The 20946-nt window shown below is 48.6% G+C and carries 18 protein-coding genes; 5 read left to right on the top strand and 13 right to left on the bottom strand.

The features are described from left to right. The first annotated feature begins 166 nt into the window (after window positions 1-166). From MKY86_RS02015 to MKY86_RS34130, 3 genes are read left to right on the top strand one after another with little or no spacing between them, the layout of a single operon-like run. Window positions 167-2005, top strand: coding sequence for an HSP90 family protein (locus tag MKY86_RS02015; protein ID WP_076080257.1), 1839 nt, complete (start codon window positions 167-169; stop codon window positions 2003-2005). Then, window positions 2006-3064 (top strand): hypothetical protein, encoded by a 1059-nt coding sequence (locus MKY86_RS02010; RefSeq protein ID WP_076080255.1) that lies wholly within the window; start codon window positions 2006-2008, stop codon window positions 3062-3064. 3 nt (window positions 3065-3067) lie between these two features. Continuing rightward, a complete protein-coding gene (locus MKY86_RS34130; protein WP_445669890.1) occupies window positions 3068-3289 on the top strand; it encodes a putative holin-like toxin in 222 nt (73 codons plus the stop codon). Between the two features lie 246 nt (window positions 3290-3535). Here the strand turns inward: MKY86_RS34130 and MKY86_RS02005 are convergent, their stop codons facing one another. After that, window positions 3536-7573, bottom strand: a complete 4038-nt coding sequence (locus MKY86_RS02005; RefSeq protein WP_076080253.1) for an S-layer homology domain-containing protein — start codon at window positions 7571-7573, stop codon at window positions 3536-3538. Between the two features lie 449 nt (window positions 7574-8022). Here MKY86_RS02005 and MKY86_RS02000 point away from each other — a divergent pair, with 449 nt between their 5' ends. Then, a complete protein-coding gene (locus tag MKY86_RS02000) occupies window positions 8023-9144 on the top strand; it encodes a C45 family autoproteolytic acyltransferase/hydolase (RefSeq protein ID WP_076080251.1) in 1122 nt (373 codons plus the stop codon). Between the two features lie 18 nt (window positions 9145-9162). Next, window positions 9163-10038, top strand: a complete 876-nt coding sequence (locus tag MKY86_RS01995; RefSeq protein ID WP_076080249.1) for an AraC family transcriptional regulator — start codon at window positions 9163-9165, stop codon at window positions 10036-10038. Here MKY86_RS01995 and MKY86_RS01990 read toward each other — a convergent pair. The 12 genes from MKY86_RS01990 to MKY86_RS01935 form a co-directional block, all read right to left on the bottom strand. Beyond that, the gene (locus MKY86_RS01990) at window positions 10031-10378 is read right to left on the bottom strand and encodes a hypothetical protein (RefSeq protein ID WP_076080247.1); all 348 of its coding nucleotides are present in this window, start codon (window positions 10376-10378) and stop codon (window positions 10031-10033) included. The genes MKY86_RS01995 and MKY86_RS01990 overlap by 8 nt on opposite strands. 20 nt (window positions 10379-10398) lie before the next feature. Further along, window positions 10399-11304, bottom strand: a complete 906-nt coding sequence (locus MKY86_RS01985; RefSeq protein WP_076080245.1) for an NAD(P)/FAD-dependent oxidoreductase — start codon at window positions 11302-11304, stop codon at window positions 10399-10401. Between the two features lie 313 nt (window positions 11305-11617). After that, window positions 11618-12667 (bottom strand): hypothetical protein, encoded by a 1050-nt coding sequence (locus tag MKY86_RS01980; protein ID WP_076080243.1) that lies wholly within the window; start codon window positions 12665-12667, stop codon window positions 11618-11620. Between the two features lie 46 nt (window positions 12668-12713). After that, window positions 12714-13667 carry a class I SAM-dependent methyltransferase gene (locus MKY86_RS01975; protein ID WP_076080241.1) on the bottom strand — a complete coding sequence of 318 codons (954 nt, stop codon included), beginning with the start codon at window positions 13665-13667 and terminating at the stop codon, window positions 12714-12716. Window positions 13668-13672: 5 nt separating this feature from the next. Further along, window positions 13673-14521 carry an FkbM family methyltransferase gene (locus tag MKY86_RS01970; protein ID WP_076080239.1) on the bottom strand — a complete coding sequence of 283 codons (849 nt, stop codon included), beginning with the start codon at window positions 14519-14521 and terminating at the stop codon, window positions 13673-13675. 38 nt (window positions 14522-14559) lie between these two features. Continuing rightward, the gene (locus MKY86_RS01965) at window positions 14560-15372 is read right to left on the bottom strand and encodes an ABC-2 family transporter protein (RefSeq protein WP_083685317.1); all 813 of its coding nucleotides are present in this window, start codon (window positions 15370-15372) and stop codon (window positions 14560-14562) included. A 4-nt stretch (window positions 15373-15376) separates the two neighbouring features. Then, entirely contained in the window at window positions 15377-16186 is an 810-nt protein-coding gene (locus MKY86_RS01960) for an ABC transporter permease (RefSeq protein WP_076080235.1), read from the bottom strand. Beyond that, entirely contained in the window at window positions 16164-17168 is a 1005-nt protein-coding gene (locus MKY86_RS01955) for an ATP-binding cassette domain-containing protein (protein WP_143803772.1), read from the bottom strand. Before MKY86_RS01955 ends, MKY86_RS01960 begins: the two co-directional genes overlap by 23 nt. Before the next feature lie 31 nt (window positions 17169-17199). Further along, complete coding sequence (locus MKY86_RS01950) at window positions 17200-18330, bottom strand: radical SAM/SPASM domain-containing protein (protein WP_340825869.1); 1131 nt, start codon at window positions 18328-18330, stop codon at window positions 17200-17202. A 90-nt stretch (window positions 18331-18420) separates the two neighbouring features. Then, on the bottom strand, window positions 18421-19509 hold the full coding sequence (locus MKY86_RS01945) for a radical SAM protein (protein ID WP_076080231.1): 1089 nt from the start codon (window positions 19507-19509) through the stop codon (window positions 18421-18423). A gap of 27 nt (window positions 19510-19536) precedes the next feature. Then, window positions 19537-20685, bottom strand: coding sequence for a UDP-glucuronosyltransferase (locus tag MKY86_RS01940; RefSeq protein ID WP_340825866.1), 1149 nt, complete (start codon window positions 20683-20685; stop codon window positions 19537-19539). After that, window positions 20682-20933 carry an acyl carrier protein gene (locus MKY86_RS01935; RefSeq protein ID WP_076080229.1) on the bottom strand — a complete coding sequence of 84 codons (252 nt, stop codon included), beginning with the start codon at window positions 20931-20933 and terminating at the stop codon, window positions 20682-20684. The genes MKY86_RS01940 and MKY86_RS01935 overlap by 4 nt, the downstream gene beginning before the upstream one ends. Window positions 20934-20946: the final 13 nt, after the last annotated feature.

The following is a 20946-nucleotide window of genomic DNA, read 5'->3' as shown; positions in this document are numbered from 1 at the left end:
GATTGGCGGGAAGCCCAGGTGAATCAAGACCTTGGGTTTCTTTGTATTTTCAAGGCAGGGAAAACGGGAGGATTGGGAATATCTGTTTCTTATAATGCGGCTTCTGGGTAATACATAGAGTTGTGTCTGTCTACATATCAATTGATTACAGAATAGGAGAACAAAGATGGAGAATCAGAACCAGGATACTTATCGCTTTCAGGTCAACCTAAGCGGTATGATCAACATTTTGTCTAACCATTTGTATAGCAGTCCGAAGGTATTCTTAAGGGAGTTGCTCCAGAATGGCATCGACGCGATTACTGCACGCCAGGCCTATTCCCCAGCGGGCTACGAAGGCAAAGTTCATATCGAGGTAAGCGGAACCTCTACCGGGGCGACCTTACTGGTAGAAGATAACGGAATCGGGTTAAACGAGGCAGAGATTCATGAGTTCCTGGCCATGATCGGACAATCCTCCAAGCGGGGCGAAGATTTTCTGTCGACCAACACCTCTTTTATCGGGCGGTTCGGCATCGGGCTCTTGTCCTGCTTCATGGTGAGTGACGATATCGTTATGGTTACCCAGTCCGCCAAGGGCGGCCCTGCACTGGAATGGCGCGGGAAGCCGGACGGCACCTATACGATCCGCAAGCTCGAAGGGGAGCACGCTCCGGGCACCAAGGTTTTTTTGCGTTGTAAAGAAGGGTCCGAAGCTTACTTCGAGGAGAGCAATCTGCAGGAAGGGCTGTTCCATTACGGCGCTCTGCTGCCTTATCCGATCCAGCTGGTGTCGGACCGTAACACCCGCCTGATTAATCCGCTGACCCCGCCGTGGGTCAAAGATCCGCAGCTGGCCCGGAAGCATCGTGACGAGGTGCTGTCCTTCGGTAAGCAGGTGCTGGGAGAGACGTTCCGCGATTTCATCCCCCTGCACACCGCCTCGGGCCGGACGGGAGGCATCGCCTTCATTCTGCCGCACGCGGTGAACCTGAACGCGAAGCGCAATCACCGGGTATACCTGAAGCACATGCTGGTCTCCGAAGCTGCCAGCAATATCCTGCCGGACTGGGCCTTCTTCGTGAAATGCCTGATCTGGACCGATGAGCTGCAGCCGACCGCTTCCCGGGAGCATTTCTACGAGAATGCCCAGCTGGAGCAGGTGCGGGAAGAGCTCGGGAATGCCATTCGTCAGGAATTGATGCGGATGGCCGAGTACGACCCGGACCGCCTGCAATCGATCATTTCACTGCACGCCTTATCGATGAAGGCGCTCGCTGTGGAAGATTCATCATTCTATTCTATCATTCACGAGTGGTTGCCGTTTGAGAGCACGTATGGCAGAAAGACGCTTGGCGAGCTGAAGCAGCAGCCTCCCCTGTACTTCACGGCCACGCTGGACGAATACCGCCAGATTACTCACGTGGCTTCGGCCCAATCCATGCTGGTGGTGAACGGCGGGTATATCTATGATGCCGAGCTGCTGTCCCAGCTTCCGCTCATTGACCCGGATGTGCAGACGGAACGGCTGCTGCCGGAGGAGGTGTCGTTATCCTTCACCGATATCACTCCTCAAGAGCGGCTGGACTACTACGAATCCGTAAGATTAGCAGACAGTGTGCTCCAAAAGTTCCGCTGCCAGGTGCAGCTGCGCCGCTTCAAGCCAGAGGAGATTCCTGTCCTCTACACACTGTCTGAGGAGTCCGCCCAGTGGCGTGTAATGGAAGCAACCAAAGAAGTGAGCACCGATGCCCTGGCCTCCGTACTGGGCAGCTTGGGCGCTTCGCTTAAGGAGACGGCATACGCCACACTCTACTTCAACCTGAATAATCCTGTCATCGGGCGGGCATTTCATCAGGCGAACCAGAAGATGCTGCCCTCCATTGTCGAGATGCTGTACTGCAATGCGCTGATGATGGGACATTATCCGATGAACCGCCAGGAGATCGCGCTGCTGAACCAGGGCATTATTCAATTTATAGATTGGGGATTGACGGCTAATCAAGCCACAGGAGGAGACGAATAGATGAATCTTACTGAGATGGATTTCGACGATTTGATGGAAGAAGCCTATGGCCTGCCCGGAGGCAATGCTAAGCTTGCGCTGCTGGAGCAGGCGGTACGGGTAGCAGATGCCGCAGGAGATATCGACCAGGGCTATGAGGCCCGCAGCGAAATCGTAGAGCTGGGCAGCTTCCACGGGTATCCGATGAAGGCGCTGGTCGCCTTCTCGTGGCAGCTGGGACAGTATGACAAGAACCCGGGCCGGTTCGATGATTACAGTCTGATGTGGTCGTACAAGTGGGTGCTGGACCGCATCACTGCTTTTGCAGATATCAGCCGCACTCAGATTGAGAACCTGCTGGAGGACATGAAGGCCCGCTATGCAGCCGAAGGCTACAGCAGCCGGACCTATCACTATTACCGGGCGAATATCCTCGAAGATTTCGGGGAGCTGGAAGCTTCAGAGGCCGAATGGGCGATTGTACAGACCATGGACCGGGACGAGATGAGCGATTGTGAGGCTTGTGAGCAGCATGGCCTGGTCGAGTTCCTGGCGAAGCAGGGAGACGACGAAGCAACCGTGAAGGCAGCCGAGCCTATTCTCAAGGGCCGGATGACCTGCGGTGAGGTCCCGCATGTGACCATTACGAAGGTGCTGTTCCCTCTCCTGCGGCTGGGCCGCCAAGCGGAAGCGGATAAGCTTCAGAAGAAAGGCTATAAGCTGGTAAAAGGAAACCGCGACTTCCTGTATCACCAGGCAGAGCATATTGGTTACCTGACCCTGACCGATCCGGTCAAGGCGCTGGAGGTCTTTGAAGAGTATATCGCCTCCTCGCTCGATCATGAGAACCCGGCCGATCAGATGATCTTCAATGCCTACTCCGCCAAAATGTTCCGCCGTCTGGCGGAAGAATCCATCCGCTTCCAGGTCAAGCTTCCAGCCGGGCACCCGTGTGAGCGCCAGTCCGAAGACGTCGCTTCGCTTGCGAAGTACTTCCAGCAGTTGGCTCTCGCCACAGCGGAGAAGCTGGATAAGCGGAACGGTAACGGCTACTATACTGAGCTGCTGGAGAAGTTGTAGGTTGTGTTCCGACGGCGGTTTGTAAGAACAAACACAAATAAGAGCAGCTCCCGTATTGGGGGCTGCTCTTTGTGTATTTTATTGAGCAATAGAATAGGCTTAAAGGGTCGGTCGGCTACCTCTCTCAGAAGGGAGGGATGCCTTGTGACAGTGTTTGAAGCAATGATGCTTATGCTAACCTTTGGTTCGCTTATCGTAGCGCTGCTGTCCAATAAACGCAAATAGACCGCCCTCCTCGCAAAGGTATGCGGTCTATTTGTGTATCCTATTTGCCTGAGGCCTACCGCCCTTAAAAGCGGCTATTGCTCTAGAGAGTCGTGTTGGAGCACGGCTCTCTTAGCATTGTACGCCCGTTCTGCTTTTACTATACCACAGACGTTAACGGATGTTAACACCTGTGTACGTAGCGGATTCAACAGAAACCGCGCCAGCAATAGCTGTCACGGTTTCCGTCATTCTTATGCGGCTCTCTTACTTATTATACAACCTGTAGAGGAATACAGCAGCTTCTGCTCTAGTGGTGTTGCCAGCCGGATTGACCTTGTTGCCGCTGCCTTCGATGAGCCCTTCCTTCACCATGGCGGCTACGCTGTTCACCGCATAGGAAGCCACTTTGGACTTGTCGGAGAATCTCTCCAGATCCGCAGCCGTCCCCTGGCTATTCAGCTTCTTCTCCAGCTTCAGGGCTCTCTCGGTCAACACCATCATGTCTTGTCTGGTGATCTTAAGAGCGCTGCCGAAGCTGCCGTTGTCCAGGCCATTCGTAATCCCAAGCGCTTTGGCCATTCCAATCTCATTATAGTAGTAAGCATTCTCCTGTACATCGCTGAAGTTTCCATTTACCTTCGCAGTCAAGCCAAGTGCCCTGACGAGGGAGTACAGGAAATCTGCTCTGGTGATCTCGGTTGACGGATGGAATTCACCGCCCTCAGTCTTGAGAATATCCTTGGATGCAAGGACTTCGACCGCGTTCTTCGCCCATGCTGCCTTTCCGAGATCTGTGAATGTCTTGGATACATAAGCTACTGCGAAATCGCCGAGATGAGTAGTTGTGAAGGTTACCATACCGGTCTTGGAATCATAACGTCCGCTCGGTACGGTTAGAACATTTCCATTTACGTCAATATACCGGATAATAATCAGTTCAGGATTCTTCAATTCATCCGCAGACGGCTGGTAAGGTACGGATACGGTAACAGGTGCACCAGGATTGCTCCAGGCCGTTTCTTTTCCGTCCGTCTTAAGGCTAAGCTGAATGATCGGTCTATCGCCTAGAGCCGCCTTTACTTCCGCCGGGAGCCCCGACTTGTCACCTTTTCCAATCTCCAGCGATACTTCCTTGCCGCTGCTTTCAGGTGTGCCTGTCAACATATTACCGGAAATAACGACCTGACCGAATTCGGTCGAAATGGTCAGTTTGTTATCCTTGGTTCCGCCGGTCAGTGCTGCAGCAGGCAAGCCTACCGAGTATGATTTCACTCCTTGCACGGCAGGGATGTCCAGCGTCACATTTTTCTCGATGAGTTCCTTTGCTTTTGCCAGATCTGCTACCTTAACCATTGCGGTTCCATTGCTCACTGTTGCCTGCATGGTTACTTTCTGTCCTTCTACAACAGGTGCTGCTGGTGCAGGTGTTGCAGATGCAACAGGTGCAGACGTTGAATAGGTTCCACCAGGTGCAGGCGTTGCAGGTGCTGGTGTTGCTGGTTCAGGTGTTGCAGATGGTGTTCCTGGTTCCGGAGTGGACGGAGTCTCCGTCTTGCTGTTGGTTACTTTCAGGGTATACGTCTTGACCCTGCCGTCTGCCCCTGTGACCTCAATCTTTATATCTGTTGTTGTGCCAGGTGTCAGCGCTATAGCTTCGGAAGCTGTACCGCTGGCAACCACCTTATCGTTCACTTTAAGGGTTGACCTGCTGTCTGCCGCTGCTGCTGTCACAGTAATGCTGCCGGCATCCTTCAGGGACACCTCGTATTCTGTGGTTGCTGCGTTGAATACAGGCTCGAGTGTTCCCGCACTTAGTGTCAGGCTGCTGAGGTCTGCATTCACACTATTAGGTGTATAGACTCCAAGATCGCCAAGGTCGATTTTATTATTCTGAATAGTCTGATATTCGCCTGCAAAGTAATCATCCAGATACGAATGTCCCAGAATGAACCGGTCCGGCTTCATAGCACCATAGTACCCGGCATTTGCATTACTCTGACCGTCAAACAGGACATAGCTTCCCTGCCATCCGGAACCGGTTACGCCCCAACTGATGATGTGATCAATATAAGGGGCGAACTTGTTGAACATTTTGTACAGCAGCGCGTACTGATAACCAAGGGCGTCCGACTGTCTGACATTAAGCGCTGCTGGAGCAGTTGCGCCTCCTCCTGGAGCATCGGTCGGCACCTTAAGGTCAAGCTCAGAATAGGTAATACCCGACAGCAGCCCCCGGTCAACGAGAGAGGCATAAAGGGCCATCGCATATTGGTTGTCGCTGGCAAGGGTCTTACCCACCGCGTCATGTCCCTGGATTCCGATGTCTTCGATCAGGGGTCTTCCGTCATACAGCGGATCGGAGCGCCATGCGGTATTTAATTCAAGAACCATGTTATATACGGTTCTAGCTTTACTGCGGGTGGCAACCCCGTAATCGTTGTAGGTCAGCTTCGGAGGATTGTCAACGATGTAACTGTCAATGCTGCCTTTAGTATCGTGTCCATCCAACTTCATGTACTCTGGAAGGTCAGCGTAATTGGCTTTGTAAGCTTCCGCCATCTTGGCGTTGGGGGCCGCGATGTGCGCGTTTTTGAACAGCAGGTATACGTAATGATCGGTGATGTCGCCGCCAATCTCATCATCTGACATGGCAACAAGCCAGTTGGTATGCTTCAGGCTCGTTCTCCAGCTGTTCGGATCCTCAAGGATAAGTTCGCTATGACGGCTCTCGTGAACCTCTTCGTTGAGTACATCCCAGGAATTGAAGGGAATGACGCCACGGGATTCGCTTGAGCCGTACTTAGTATCTGTGGTCAGGAAGTGCCGCATCACATACATCGTATGGTTGAACTGCACTCTTCTCGCCATTTCTTTGTCTACCTTAACCGTGGTTGTAACGCCATTACCCAGTCCGTAGAAATTGGCAGAGCCGTTATAACCGGAAGGAAGGTTCGCAGGAATCATCTGCGCCATCCAACCAGGGGCCTGGTTATACCATGCCAGAACATGGCCGTGAGACTTGTACTGCCCGGGAGTTCCAGAATCTCTGATCGCCTGATAAGAGTTGGTAGGGAAGCTATACTCCGCTAAGCCAGGGGCAGTGGTTGCGCCGTTCAGCGCCTCTCCGTTCACGTTCTTCAGCCATTCCGGGCCACGGGGATGCGTACCCTCGGCCTTCAGATTGTTGCCGTCGACGAAGATCTCATAGTGATTGGCTCTCGTTCCGGTTACGGGCCCGGTACCGATCGCGCCGACCATGAACAGGCCATTCTCCTTATTGTACAGACTCTTTAGAGGCGCTACGACACTCTGGTGTTCCTTATTGACTACGCTCGGAAGCGCAACACCCTTCGGATCAGGTGCGGTAATCTCAATGTTAGAGACTAGCAGCATACCGTTTTCTTCAGGACGGGCATTCTCCCCATGAAGCTCAAGAATGAAGTTCGAGGAATTGCCCGTTGAGGCGGTAATACTGTGATGCGCCTTCAACCAGGATTCGCCGTTGTAGCTGCCCACCCAGTCAGGATTCAAGTTGTTGTACTGGTATTCCCTGAGGTAGCTGTCGAGGTTATCGCTGGCATTTCTGACTCTCCATCTCATGAATTTGCCTTGCGCACTCTTCGGATAGTAGACATCGAATTCAATCGTTGAACCCGCTGTGACATTGACGGCCGGGGACAACGGGGATTCCAGACTGATGCCGCCGAAGGTGCTTTTTCCGTTATGGGCGTAATTAATCTGGAGCACTTCCGCTTTCCCTTGGGCATCTCCAAAAGGATAAGGGATCGTCTTGAATGTCCCACCGGCAAAGTCGGCCGGGACACGGTTATCCAGCGGAGTTCTTGCCTTCCAGGCATTCGTAGGCGCGGTAACTTTTACAGGAACCTTACCCGGACCCGGATCAAGCCGGAAATAGGGATCGGAGCCGTCTGATTTGATATTTGCAGTGAAATTCATTATGGCTTCTTTCAGCGTTGCAATAGCTTCGCCCGCCGGAGTGTTCGCATTACGCGCAAGCTCAAGCGCATCATTAAGAGCTTGGAGTTCGTCTACATGCACCCAGGGCAAAGCCCGGTTCACATCAGAACCGTAGACGGAACCATAGACAGACTGGCTGACTTGGAGCGGGAACTCCGCACTGCCGGTTTTTAGAGCTTCGGCCTCAGCAATGAGGTCGCTCAGTTCAACGGACGGTTCCTCTCCAGCCGCAGCAGCCGGGACGGGAGTATACGTGAAGATGGAGAACAACATGATGATAACGAGAAGGCGGGAGATGCTGACTACATATTTTCTACTGTTCATCTAAGTTTGACTCCTTTTCTTATGGAGATTCTTACCCTTGGTTACGCCAAGTCTGGCTTGACAGTCAATCCCGCACCTCCCTCTGAACCTAATGGCAGACATTGTTTGTAAACGCATTCACGAAAGCGGATGATTAGGCTGTAACAGCTTTCATATTAGCAACTGGAAGGGAAAGTCTAAATACGGGAAATGCACGATTCATTATAATATATTACGAAAATGGACACACTTCTCAGCTCATCCTGCCAGGAAAAAGAAGATCTGGTGTGGTAATGGAATATCAGCTAAATTCTAATAGACCGCCCCCCTTTGCTATTCCGCCAATACATGTCCGATTTAGTTGTCCTTCCGCTCTAACCTATTTTGGTATTGAGCGAAAAAAACAGCACAAAATATCATGCACTGCTTCCCTTTCCACCTTAAACTATAGAAAAAAAGGGGGGGACAGTATGTTAACCCATTCCGTTCATACACTAGATTTGAAAGGAACAAGCTATGAAATTGGGTATAAGCTAGGCAACATTATTTCAGAAAATACAGCGCTCAAGATTGCTTACACTCGTACACTCGAAGGCTTTGGTCTAAAAGAATATAAAGACGCAGTCAAACTATTCGATGAGTGGTGCCCAGGCATTTCAGAAGAAATGGTTGGCTTTGCCGATGCATTAAAAGTTAATACCGAGCAAATCGCTTACTACGCCATGACGTATCTGCTACCGCGATGCAGTCAGATTGCCTTGCTGCCAAGTATGACAGCACAGAACAAGTCATTGTTAGCTCGCAACTATGAATTCAATCATAAGTTAGAGGATTTTGTGTTAGTCAGAACCTTAGTTACAGGTAAATACACACACATGGGCACAAGTACAATGAGTTTTGGGAGAGACGACGGTTTTAATGAGCATGGACTTGCTGTTACAATGAGTGCTTGCGGCTTTCCTGTTGGGGCTGTGCCCTTTTTGCGTGCACCTAAAGTAAAAGGATTACATTTCTGGGCAGCCATTCGGGCGCTACTGGAAAATTGTAAAAATGTCGAAGAATCACTTTATTATTTGAAAGAGATGCCGATTGCCTGTAATGTCAATTTGATGCTGCTAGATAAAAAAGGGAATGCCGCCTTGTTTGAAACGATGGACGGCATGCATGCAACGAAGCAAATTAGTCCAGCTTCGCAAGAGCAATTCCTCTGGGCTACCAATCATCCAGTTCTTCCACCATTAGTTCGTTATGAGCCTCAGGCTGCCGCTCATTCTTTGCGGCGAGGGGAGTGGATCGCTTCCCAACTGAAAGGAGCAACAGCTATGACGAATGAACATCTAAAGGAGATGCTGTTGTCCAAATACCCGAATGGGCTGTGCAGTCATTATTATGAGGATTACTTTGGTACAACCAAAAGCATGGTGTTCTCCCCCGCAGACGGTATAATAGAGCTATGTTGGGGCGGGAGAGCGGAAAATGGCTGGAAGACTTATGATTTAAAGCAAGCTCTACCAGACTCCACAACAAGTATCCAGATTTGTATGGAGATAGCGGACAAAGCTATGTTCGATTATCAACCTTTGAACAGTTGACCGATGGAGGGATTCAAATTGGACTATCGACTGGCGATAGAGCAAGCGATAATCTATATTGAAGACATGCTTGGCGAAGCGATTAAAGTGGAGGATGTTGCTAGGGCAGCAGGGTATTCCTACTATCATTTGAACCGCCAATTCACCACTATATTAGGGGAAAGCATCGGCAGCTATATTAGGATGCGTCGACTGGCCAATGCTGCAAAGGCGTTGCTTTACTCAAACAAAAGAATTATAGATGTTGCGCTAGACAACGGCTTTGAGTCCCCCGAGTCTTTTAGCCGCGCGTTTAAATTCATATATAAGGTCAGCCCGCAGGAATACCGTATCAATCGACTGGACACCTTCATTGCTTCCAAGACTAAACTGCACGCTAATTTATTGGAGCATCTAACTTGTAATGTTACTGTACATCCTACCATTGTAAATCTCCCAGAGACAAAGGTCGCCGGAATACGTGGAGAAACAACGCTCAAGGATAACAAACTATACGAGCTGTGGAAGAAATTCAACAAAATTTCTACTCAAATTCCCAATCGTTCACTTAATGGACGAGGATTTGGCATCTGCGAGGCCTGTCATGAAAACAGCCTGTACTCCATGAGTGATGAGGTGCTATTTACGGAGATCGCTGGCATCGAAGTGGATTCTTTTGAAGGACTTCCTGCAAAATTTGTGCAAAAGGTAATTCCAGAGGGGCGTTACGCCATATTCACTCACACTGGCACACTACGCACGCTTCCCCAAACGTTCCATTATATTTGGGGAACGTGGTTCCTTAACACGAAAGAGGAAATGGACGATCGGGAGGATTTTGAGCTATACGATCAACGATATTTAGGATATGATCATCCTGATTCCAAAATAGACCTGTACATTCCTATCAAATAAAAAACATCCTTTCAGGTTTCAACATGAAACGAACCCAATACATTAGAGATAGAACAGCAGTGAGCAACCAGACAAGTAAACAGATGATGGCTAGTATCGAAAACAAACCAACTTCAAACATAGAACGGCCAAGACTAGTCTGAACGGCTATAAACAAAATAGCAGTCAACCAAGCTATGCTTCCTGTATGCAGAAGCAGGCGCTGTCTGTCTTGCTGTTGATTCGAATGTTCCAGCAGCCAGGCCGGTAACAATAGTGTTTGCAACGAGTGAAGACCAATTCCGTGTAGTACAATAAAATTACCTCCAGCTCCGATAAAACGGCTTTGCAAGATAATCATGATAATTCCTGCCAGATTAGCTATAAATACCGAGAGCAAAGCATAACGAATACCGATGATAAGTACTGGGCGCCGATCACGTATCCTTCTGGAGTGACCGGCAACCCGATGCTTTGCAGCATTGGATTGGGTAACAGCCCCAGCGTCCAGACACATAGGCCGACGGACATCGTTTCGCCGCTAGATAAGGTTAGCGTCCCCTCTTTCTCCTGTAACACCCTGCTCCCATGTAAGATAGTTACTCCGCAAGCGTTAAGTGAACGTTCCAGTTTAAGTCCTACCTTAGCCGGGCCTTCCGGAAAAATCCCCTTGTTCGCGTTAAATAGTTTTATCCTCACAGCACCCGGATCAAGTCCCAATTGCTGCGCATCTTCTCGAACGAAATGAGCCAGTTCGGCAGCTGTCTCAATGCCGCTTATGCCCGCTCCCGCAACGCCAATGGTCATTAATCTCTGACGCTCTTTCGCGTTTGTTTCCTTAGCAGCCTTCTTTATGTTTGCTCGCCACGCCTCTCGGATCTTCCACGCAGCGTCTAAACTCGCTAATGCCATACCTCCTTGATCAGGGTCGGGTTGCCGCACGACGCTGCCCAACGCCAAAACGAGGAAATCATAATTTATCGAATTCTTATTTCCTTCAGCATTCTGACAAAGTAGCCTTCTTTCCCTTGATTCGATTTTCGTTACAGTAGCCTGAACGAATTCAACCCCCTCGGGAAATAACCTAGTCAGAGGGATAGTAATCTCTTCATCTCCGACCGCGGGCTTAAAAAGCAATACTTTGCGAAAGTGATAAGGGTTCTTATCGATTAAAATAAGTCGGAGTGTTTGTTTATTGGCTTGACCCTTAAATGTTTTCCGAATTGCTTTAACTGCATTAATGCCCGCATATCCTCCGCCAATGACGATGCATGTCAATTCTTTCAACACAACCACCCCTTATTCTATTTGCATATAAAACGAGATAAGGGATCGTTTTGTGACAACAACGTTATGTAGACGACTGCCGATTATTTGTGCTCGAAAAATTTAGCCGTCACTTGTGGCACGGTCCACCGCTTTGTAGCTTGAGCAATACTGTCACATCTCATCAATTCATTCAGAACCATCAATATTAGGCACTCCACATGTATGGAGTATCCAGTGAGAAGAAGTTATACGGTACTCTCACCACTGTCGTCCAAGTACAACTCGGGCCTTTAAATGTTTTTGTAGTTCTGCCCCTCAAATTGAAAACTGCTCATATAGTTCTTAAATCGCTTGCAGCCTCTAACATTAAATAAAATTGATGATGAAAATGCACTTCATTATTATATATTTTTGTAAATAAACCCATACACTTATCTATGATTTCCCCAGTGAACGTTTGGGACATGATGGCTTTATTCGAATAGAACCTTACTGTCTTCCAGTCATTAATAATTTGGTCCAATAACGGGTCAAGCGTATCTTTGGCATTGATATGATCAAGGTTATACTTATAGAGCGTATTTAACCTGTATTTCTCAGAACATTTTCTATAAATAGTACTGCTTAGTGTTTCTATAATCGTTTCATTGGTTAGAATGAGCTTGTAATTTTCTGCCAACAACAATATATTATTCAAACTTTCCGTGATTTCGTTTTGATACCTGAACATATTATCTACAAAACTATTGATGCTGGTGTGTGCTGACTTCTTATGGTTCAAGAGCTCATGATCAGCGGGGGACACTAGTGCATATTCCCAAAAGTAATTTGGCATCTTTACGTGTTCCGGAGTCAGGCAAGACAATTTAAATTCTGAAAATGGCAGAGAATATTGTCTGTATTCTGTAATATCATCAACCGTATAAATTTCCCCGTTCGTAAGATTGAAGCCATAGACAAAAACAGGATGCAGTCCATGTTTTTTGTTATAGTAAAAGTCTCTCCCGCGTTGATAAAATAAATCAATAAAAATGGAAATCGGATGACCCCTAGAAATAGAGTTTATGATCTCATCTTGTAAAGTATCTAATGCAGGAGATGTTCTACGAACAGAGATACCCATTTCCTCAAGTATCTTCTCTTCATCCTCGAGATTCAACACTTCTAACTTGAAATATCCTCTTGTTTGTATTTTTTGTTTATCAAATCTATAAATACTAATGACATTATTCAGAATCGGCAGCTCAGCTTTTTCGAAATAATTGGCAAGCGTTAATAACAAATTGTAGTCGCAACTAAAATAAGGAAAATTATGATGAGGAAACATTTTGATCATGCCATCGAAGGGTTGAAAGGTATCCAGGGAAATAATTTCATCCATAAAATATTTCTCCTATACTAAAATTATTGTCGATATTACGGCTATACTACCGCTTAACAAGGTTCATCATACGGTATTGCCGCGTTCCAGCCTTCATCTCTTCATATTTCTTCGAGCCGGGCAATGCGATGAAATCATTAATATCTCCAATATTCGTACCCGAGCCTACGTTGCTTGCAATCCCTTGTGTGCCCGTACGCTGCTTTGCATTCTCATCACATGATAGAAGAACATTCGAAGTCACATCCTGATTGCGGATTACAGACAGGCCTGCTTCCTCTAACAGCCTGACGTTCTGCGCTACCTGATCTCCCAGCATCAGCTCCGTATACAGAAATACGCCGCCAACTCTCATTATCCGGTACACCTCTTCGTAGAAGCGTGATCGGTTCGGATAGGCATGCGCGGATTCCATGTTCAATACAACATCGAAGCTCTCGTCTGCAAACGGTATATTCTCCGCATCTCCGACGAGATAGAAAGCTTCAGCCCATCTGGATTTGGCACTGCAATACGCAATATTCGAAGGGCAGATGTCGAGACCGACAATAGACAGAGGCTTGAAATATTTATACAAAGCTGCTATATTCCCTCCCCTGCCGCATCCGATGTCGATTACCTGCCGCTCCCGAATCGCCGTCCTGCCCACTGTCTCAAGCAGCAGCTTGACTGAGTTTCTATTCCATGCATCGTCGGGCTCGATCACCGCATGTTGCTCATTCCCGTGCGGGACGTAACCATAGTTTAAAAAGGTGGCGAATCGGCCTATACCGGACAGCGCAAGGGAGTGCGAAATCTCGCTATAATCCTGAATTTCAGCCTCTTTCCGGTTCCAATCGGAAGGGTGGGCAACCTGCTCACGCCGGTCGAGCATCGATACATAACGGTCATCGATCGTGTATACCGCATCGCAGCTGCAGCATTGCAGCAATGCCTCCGACTGGACCAGCACACCCTTGCAGCTGGAGCATACCAACCTTGCATGCAGATGCTGTAGCATGACTATCACCCAGCCGATATGTGCATTTGATTCAACGCGTACACATTATAGTAATTTGGGATATTCAAATCTTCGTAGTAATCAATCGAGACATTGAAGCCGTTGGTTCGGAAGATGTTTTCGAGCCTGCTGATCTGCTCTCCGTCCAGTCCGTGTACCTCCATTACAATTTGCCTGATTTTGCCCCAATCCTCCGGATGGATGCCTTCCAGTACCTCGAACTCACTTTTTTCCACGTCGATTTTGAGCAGATCAATTTGGTTCAGATCGTAATAGCGGATCATTTCGGAGATCGTAGTTAGCTTGCATCGATGGATTTGTTCATTCAGAAGCTTCGGCGACATCAGATGATCGACAAACCGGTTTAGCATGCGCGGGTCGGCGAAGTCATCCCGGTAATGGTTGATTAACCCGTACCGGAGATCCTGATCGTGGTTCTCCCGGTATTTGATCTGGACAGAATCCGTGGACATCGTAGGAAAATAGACAAACTCCGCTTCCTTGATCTCATTGGAAAGCCCGACGTTAACCGTAGTTACGCGAGGCAGCGAGCTCGTATTCATCTTCAAGAGCTCAAACGTCGGAGGCAGTGGCTCAAAGGCATATACCCTGCAGTTACTCTTGCTGCTGACATATAGGGTGAACATGCCGATATTAGCCCCGACATCCATGACCGTGCCATGATCCGGGAGCGTAATCCCGTGCTTGAAATACATCTCCTTCTGGAAAATCTCGTTGTAGAGGAACTCGGTTTCTCCTTCGTTGTTTTGATAGATTTCGATCCCGTTGTGCAGCCGCTTCTTGGCAGTGGCTTCTGTCTGCGGTGAAAAGCTCTTGTGCTCCATCCTGTTCATCCGATTCACCTTCTCAACAATTTTTTTGGGGCATTTCTCTAACTGCTGGCGCTCTCATAGTGTCTGACGGCCAGCTTCCAGAACAGCCTGACCACTAGAAGCGATATCACAGGAGCTGCAAAAATCCATATCCCAAGGAACAAGTCCAACCGGTCGATCAAATAAACCGATGGCATGTTGGTGATAAACAAGATAGGCACGACATACAGCCCTATTCTCCGCAGCCATTTGGGGTATATGTACATTGGCATATTGTTCAAATCCCAACATTTGTCCAGTATGTCGAAGATCGAACCGGACTTCACCGTCCAGAAGGCGAGAATCTGCGGAAGCAGAAGCACCGAGTAGGTCACGATCGTGCTGCTCAAGATCACGCCGATATATCCGGCCAAGTGGATGAAGCTTGGTTCGATGCCAAGCCGCTGCCAGGCCAATACGATCATCGTGATCCCGGCGATCAGGTTCGGAATCGGAAACGCGAAGTTCACGTGCCGTAATGAAATCATGAACTGCAGCGATAGCGGCTTCGTCATATACAAGTCCAGCGTCCCGTTGCGGATATGGCCGGCGAATCTATAAAAGTTATCCATAAACAGTCCAGTATAGATTGCGATCATAATCGTATAAGTCCCGGTGAAGATCATCATCTGGTCAGGAGAAATTCCATTGATTTCGATTCCGAGCTGGTAAACGAAGACGATATAGATCAGCTTGGTGAACAGAAATACGGTCTCCATGATCAAACCGGAGTAGAAATTCGCTTTGTATTCCATGTAACCGACCAAGCTGTTCTTTGCGAAAATAAAATACATGCGTACATGCTTCCGAATCTCAGACAAGCTGATACTCACAGATCTAACCTCCAACGGCTACATATTTCTTCATCCCGGAATCCCAAGACAACTTGGAAATGATCATAAGCACAATGACCCAAACCGCCTGTAAGAGGAGCCCGGGCACGATTTCATGAATCGTCAAGCTCCCATTGATGATCTTAACCGGGAAGTATACGACATATTGAAACGGTAAATAGCTGGAAATTCTAGCAAACGTATCTCCGAAAATATTAAGCGGAAAGATGGCGCCGCTGAGCAGATAGACGCCTTGGTTGAACGCGATATAAACACCCCAAACCTCAGTAATGATGAACGCGAGCGCACTAATCGAATAAAAAAGCAGGAAGTTGATGAGCAGTCCGAACAGAATGCTGACCAGGAACAAAACGATCTGCCCCACTCTAAGCTGAAACTCCCAAATCTGAGTAAACACGATCATCAGGATGACGAATAAGACAAGGACAACCGCGGTCTGAACCGTTTTCCCGCCGAAAAAATTGCATATCCGATAGCTGAAATAATGAATAGGCTGAGCGATAAATTTGCTCAGTCCACCCGTCTTGATATCATTCGCGATCTCCCCTTCGAAGCCGGCAGAAACCAGCTTGGAGACGACGCCGGACAACACGGAATAAATGATGATCTGCGAATACGAATAGCCGTTAATAATCTCCTGCGGCGAACTGCGAAACACGGCCGTCCAGAGGAAGCATTGGACGAGTATGATGAAGCCGCCGCTGATAATACTCATCAGGAAATCGGTCCGATATTCCATCTCATTCTGAAGCGCAAGGATGTACGTCCTTTTATACTTCTGCAAGGCTTTCATGTCTGACCCCATCTTTCTGATATAAGCTTTCGATGCCTCGCTCGACAGGTATATCTTCAACTGTGAAATCAAGGATCGGGAACCGGTCCAGCATCATCTTGGAGAGTCGCTGAAGGTCATGCTTATCGATCTCCATAACGGCATTCAGGCCGTCATGTTGAGTAATAACGCCATAGTCGCTTAGCGCTTGTCTCGGTACTTCGTCCGTAAATTGCAGCTTTATAATCTTTTTGGCATGGAACAGCTCGTTCACACGCCGGAGATCGCCGTCGTATACGATCTTCCCTTGATTGATGATGATCGTTCGTTTGCACAGATCCTCAATATCCGCCATGTAGTGGCTTGTCAGAATGACCGTTGCCTTCGTCTGCTGGTTATAATACTTCAGGAACTCCCGAATGCGCTTCTGCGAAATCAGATCGAGTCCGATTGTAGGCTCATCCAGGAATATCACCTTGGGCCGGTGGATGAGCGACGCAATAAGCTCCATCTTCATCCGTTCTCCCAGCGAAAGCCTCCGCACCTGAATGTTGAGCAGGTCCTTTACGTCTAGAATCTCCGTAAGCTCATCCAGGACAAGGTTGTAGGGCTTATCCTCGACCTCATAGATGCATTTGTTCAGGTACAACGATTCATTCGCCGGCAGATCCCACCACAACTGCGATTTCTGCCCCATCACGATCGAGAACTGCATCTTGAATTCTTTCTTTCGCTCCCAAGGGACATAGCCTAATACCGTCGCCTGCCCGCTTGTCGGATACAAGATGCCGGACAGCATCTTAAGCGTAGTCGTTTTTCCGGAGCCGTTCGGGCCCAAGAATCCGACCATCTCGCCTTGCTCGATCACAAGCGATATATCGCTAACCGCTTCTTTGATCAGGGATTTGCGCTTCACTAGATTTTTGAGCGATTTTTTGAGGCCCAATTCTTTTTCGTAATACTTGAAGCTTTTGGACAATCCTTCCATCTGGATAATGCTCACTCGCGCACCTCATTTATGTGATTTAGAAGAGTTATACACCGTGCAAATGCAACACACTGCACTTGGAACATGCCGGTGTCAGTCGTTCGTCCATCATTTCCCTTATTCTTCTGTAGGTCATGCTATGCCATAATTCCTGTACAGACGTTTCATGTAATTTGCCGATCTCGAACTCCTTGAAGAATTTGCACGCGATGATTGTTCCATCGGGCGTAATATCCATTCGGTTCGAGAGCGCCAGGCACTTCTTGTTCATCGTGCCTTTACCCTTCACCTCTTTGCCAAGCACGAAATCCTCGATCTGGTCATGATCCAGATTCGGCTGGTAGCGCAAACGCATTTTCCAGACCCGATGATTCACCCGGTCCAACTCGCTCATGAGAGCAGGAATACGCTCCGGATCGAGCTTATAGTTGAAAGCGTGCCAGCTTCGTTCCCCCTTGTGTTCGCTCGCCGGAAGGAAGTGGAACTTCTGATCGAAGTAATCGTCCATTCCCTGCGAGCATTCATCCGAGATGTACCACGGGAAGCAGACGATGACCAGATCTACGCCGACGCCCTCCAGAAAGTCCAGCAGATCGTACAGCTTGTCGGTCATGCCATCGTTAACAACGGTATGGATCGAAATTTTGCCTCTGAACCGGTTCTCCTTGCGCAGCTCGACAAGCATCCGGATAGCATCTATCGCCTTGTTGAATACTCCTTTGCCGCGAAGCGCATCATTCTCTTCTTCGAATCCGTCAAGCGCTATGAGCAGCTCCAGGTTATCGGAGATTCTCTGCAAGGCGTCCAGCTTTCGCTCGATCAGCACCGCATTCGTGCAGATCGTTGTCTCACGAGGATGGGCTTCAAGCAAATCGGCCAACCGGTCGAAATGGCTGTATACAAGCGGCTCACCGCCCCAGATATAGAGTCTCGACTTGGCTGGTTCCGTCTCAAGGATCAGCTTCTCCAGCAGCCCGTAGTCGAGCTGTTCCCGCTGCTGCTCCGGTGTCATGAAGTGATGGTAGCCGGTGTCGTTCCATTGATAGCAATGCTTGCAGCGCAAGTTGCATTGGTTCGTCAGTTTAATCCCGACCGACTCTGGCAACGGTGTCGCGTAACCCGCTATTTTCTCAATGTTCCGCTTGGTTTCCATCGTATTCCTGATAGTACGTTTCAAAATTTGCAAATCCTTAGCGGAATGTTTGATCTCTGATTTCGGATTCATATCAACACACCCTTCTTAAACGTAATAGGTCATTCACATGAATCAGTAGATATAATACCTTGAACAAGCCGTACAAATCGGCAGCATATTTTTTTTCATATACGCGCGATACTCTTTGTACTTGTCACTGCGCCAGATATCCACCAAATTCTCTTCATTTACGTTGCCGAAGGTCAAATCATAGAAGGCATGGCAGGGCGAAACGTCGCCCCTTGCCGTAATCTCAGCATACGTCCATGGAAGAGAGCACTGTCTTCGCTTATCCGCCATCTGATGGAATTGCCCCGAGAAGTAGTTGTGCAAATTCAGTTCATCTGTAGTCTTCGGATAAGTGATCACATGAATATGGTTTTTCAAGCAATACGCTTTAACATTATTGAGCTGTCTCGTCAATTCGGGAATATCGATCTGGCTGAACGAACTGATGTCCTGCCAGACCATCCCCTTGGCATACGGAGCTTCATGCACATCGAATTCCTCTCTAAGAACATCCACATATTGGGCATACTGCTCTTCCGTGGCATAGAGCTGCACTTCCATGCTGATATGGTCCAGCATCGACAAGTCGATATGCTTAAAGAAAAATTCCTCGATGTACATATAGTTCAAGGGCGTAATGATAAAGGATACACCCATCTTCGGAAATTGCTTGCCTTTGCTTTGACGGAGCTCATAGAGCTTCTCGATCCCCTTAATCACTTTCTTGAATACGCCCTTGCCCCTCTGCCTGTCGTTGATTTCCTCAGGGCCGTCGAGTGACACCCAGATCTTATTGGGCGCAGTCTCGACAAGCATCTCGGCATGCTTCTCAAGCAATGTGCCGTTCGTAGGGAAGTCCGCTATGCTCCCATAATGATTGATCATGGCGAGAATGTCGCTCAGCCAAGGGTACATCAGCGGCTCGCCGCCGAAGAAATCGTAATACGGCTTGCCGGGGCTGCACTCCACGATAATCTTTTTGATCAGATCCGGGTCCAGCTGCGATAATGTTTTTTTGCTTTTGTAGGGCCCTTCGAGTCCCCACTCATAGCACATCTTGCATCGTAAATTGCACTCCTCGAGCAGCTGCAAGACGATCCATCTCGGATAGCTTGTCGTATCTCGGGCGACACTCAATTTGTTAACACTCATCGCATAACCCCTTCTGCCATTGAAATCTTACCTCTTCATTAACGCGACTCTCGAACAATAATGATCCACATAATTCGTCCGTTCGCCGGGTCTGTTCTTGATCGCTTGATGCATCTCCTTAAGGACATCTACGGAAAAATCCATCTCCCGCCACTTCTCGTAGCGTATTCCGAACCCAAGCGACTCCCACAATTCCAGATTGCTAAGCTCATGACTGCCGAACGGCTCCAGCAAAATAAGAGGGGTTTCGGATGCAAGCGAGTCGATCAATGTGCCCGCTCCCGGCTTGGCCACGATAGCCATCGCCTCCGAAGCGACGTCAAATAACCAATGATGATCAGCCTTAGCGGCGTATGATTTCGTAGCTTCTCCCGCTATTTCAATGTATGGCGGGAACTCGTGCAGGCCGCTTCCGCTCTTCACCCATGAACACCAATCCGGATCGTTCATCCAATACCGGTGATTGGGATCGGGCTTCGCTTCCTTCCAGTCGTAAGCTACGATATCAAGCCCATAGTTATGGCCGGCAAGCTCCGGAACTTTACTTTGATAAGTGCCCATCCCCCAGCCGCCGCCATGAACAACAAGCCGCCGCTTCCTCGATTCGAAGGGCAGTGGCGTACCAAGAGGAACCGGGATTTCGTATCGAATCGCCATCTTATCGGTGTCATAGAGACAAGCATTGTAATAATGCTCGTCATACCGGGGATGATACTTCTTCAGGCTCTTCCAAGACGGGGCCAAATCTGAATCGACGTAGAGCAGGTCTACATGAATTGGATTCGGCAGCATCTTCTCCCTGTACAAATCCAGAATATAGCCCCAGTGTCCGGATAGTGATATGAACTCGTACCGTTCTTCCGCTTTCCACGCCTCCAGCAATAGCTCTACCTGGGCATAATCAATGCTGCCCCGGATATCCATCGGCATTCGGGCCGAAAAATTGGCAAGCGCGAAATCATTGTGGTAAGCCTTCCTGCTGTCTGCAATATGATCCCTTTTGTCTTGCTCCAAATAGCTTTCGAACACGAGCACTTCCGTCGCGATATCCCTCTTATTGAAACCGCTTGCAGATAATAGGCCGGGAATATAGAACCCCAGACCGAAACCCGAGCATAGAATCGTTACTTTCCGCTTATTCATAAGCTCCCGGACGCCCTTGCGTCTATCGTTCATACAGATGCCGTCTTCTGCAGCTCCGAGATATAATTGCAGAAGGTTGTAACCGACTCCAAAAAATCGAAGTCGAATTGTTCAAAATCGATTTCAATATCGAAACGCTCTTCCACTTTTAATAAGAAAGTAATTAGCTGTAACGAGTCGAGTCCCCCGTCTTCCATGATGCTGGAATGCTCGTTCAAGCGGTTTGCCAGCTGGGCGTCGTCCTTGATTTCGCTTATCATCACTATGATCTGTTCTTGCATAGGTACCTCCCGT

The sequence above is a fragment of the Paenibacillus sp. FSL R7-0333 genome (genome assembly GCF_038000365.1).
In the GTDB taxonomy this organism is placed as follows: Bacteria; Bacillota; Bacilli; order Paenibacillales; family Paenibacillaceae; genus Paenibacillus_AQ; species Paenibacillus_AQ silagei.
Note: the sequence above shows the minus strand (reverse complement) of the source record. Positions and strands in the feature narration are given on the sequence as shown.

Coding starts and splice junctions, on each gene's coding strand:
- MKY86_RS01975 (WP_076080241.1), bottom strand. CDS start 13,667: ATGCTACAGCATCTGCATGCAAGGTTGGTATGCTCCAGCTGCAAGGGT.
- MKY86_RS01940 (WP_340825866.1), bottom strand. CDS start 20,685: ATGAACGATAGACGCAAGGGCGTCCGGGAGCTTATGAATAAGCGGAAA.
- MKY86_RS01970 (WP_076080239.1), bottom strand. CDS start 14,521: ATGAACAGGATGGAGCACAAGAGCTTTTCACCGCAGACAGAAGCCACT.
- MKY86_RS02005 (WP_076080253.1), bottom strand. CDS start 7,573: ATGAACAGTAGAAAATATGTAGTCAGCATCTCCCGCCTTCTCGTTATC.
- MKY86_RS01945 (WP_076080231.1), bottom strand. CDS start 19,509: ATGAGTGTTAACAAATTGAGTGTCGCCCGAGATACGACAAGCTATCCG.
- MKY86_RS01990 (WP_076080247.1), bottom strand. CDS start 10,378: ATGATTATCTTGCAAAGCCGTTTTATCGGAGCTGGAGGTAATTTTATT.
- MKY86_RS01980 (WP_076080243.1), bottom strand. CDS start 12,667: ATGGATGAAATTATTTCCCTGGATACCTTTCAACCCTTCGATGGCATG.
- MKY86_RS02010 (WP_076080255.1), top strand. CDS start 2,006: ATGAATCTTACTGAGATGGATTTCGACGATTTGATGGAAGAAGCCTAT.
- MKY86_RS02015 (WP_076080257.1), top strand. CDS start 167: ATGGAGAATCAGAACCAGGATACTTATCGCTTTCAGGTCAACCTAAGC.
- MKY86_RS01960 (WP_076080235.1), bottom strand. CDS start 16,186: ATGAAAGCCTTGCAGAAGTATAAAAGGACGTACATCCTTGCGCTTCAG.
- MKY86_RS01935 (WP_076080229.1), bottom strand. CDS start 20,933: ATGCAAGAACAGATCATAGTGATGATAAGCGAAATCAAGGACGACGCC.
- MKY86_RS02000 (WP_076080251.1), top strand. CDS start 8,023: ATGTTAACCCATTCCGTTCATACACTAGATTTGAAAGGAACAAGCTAT.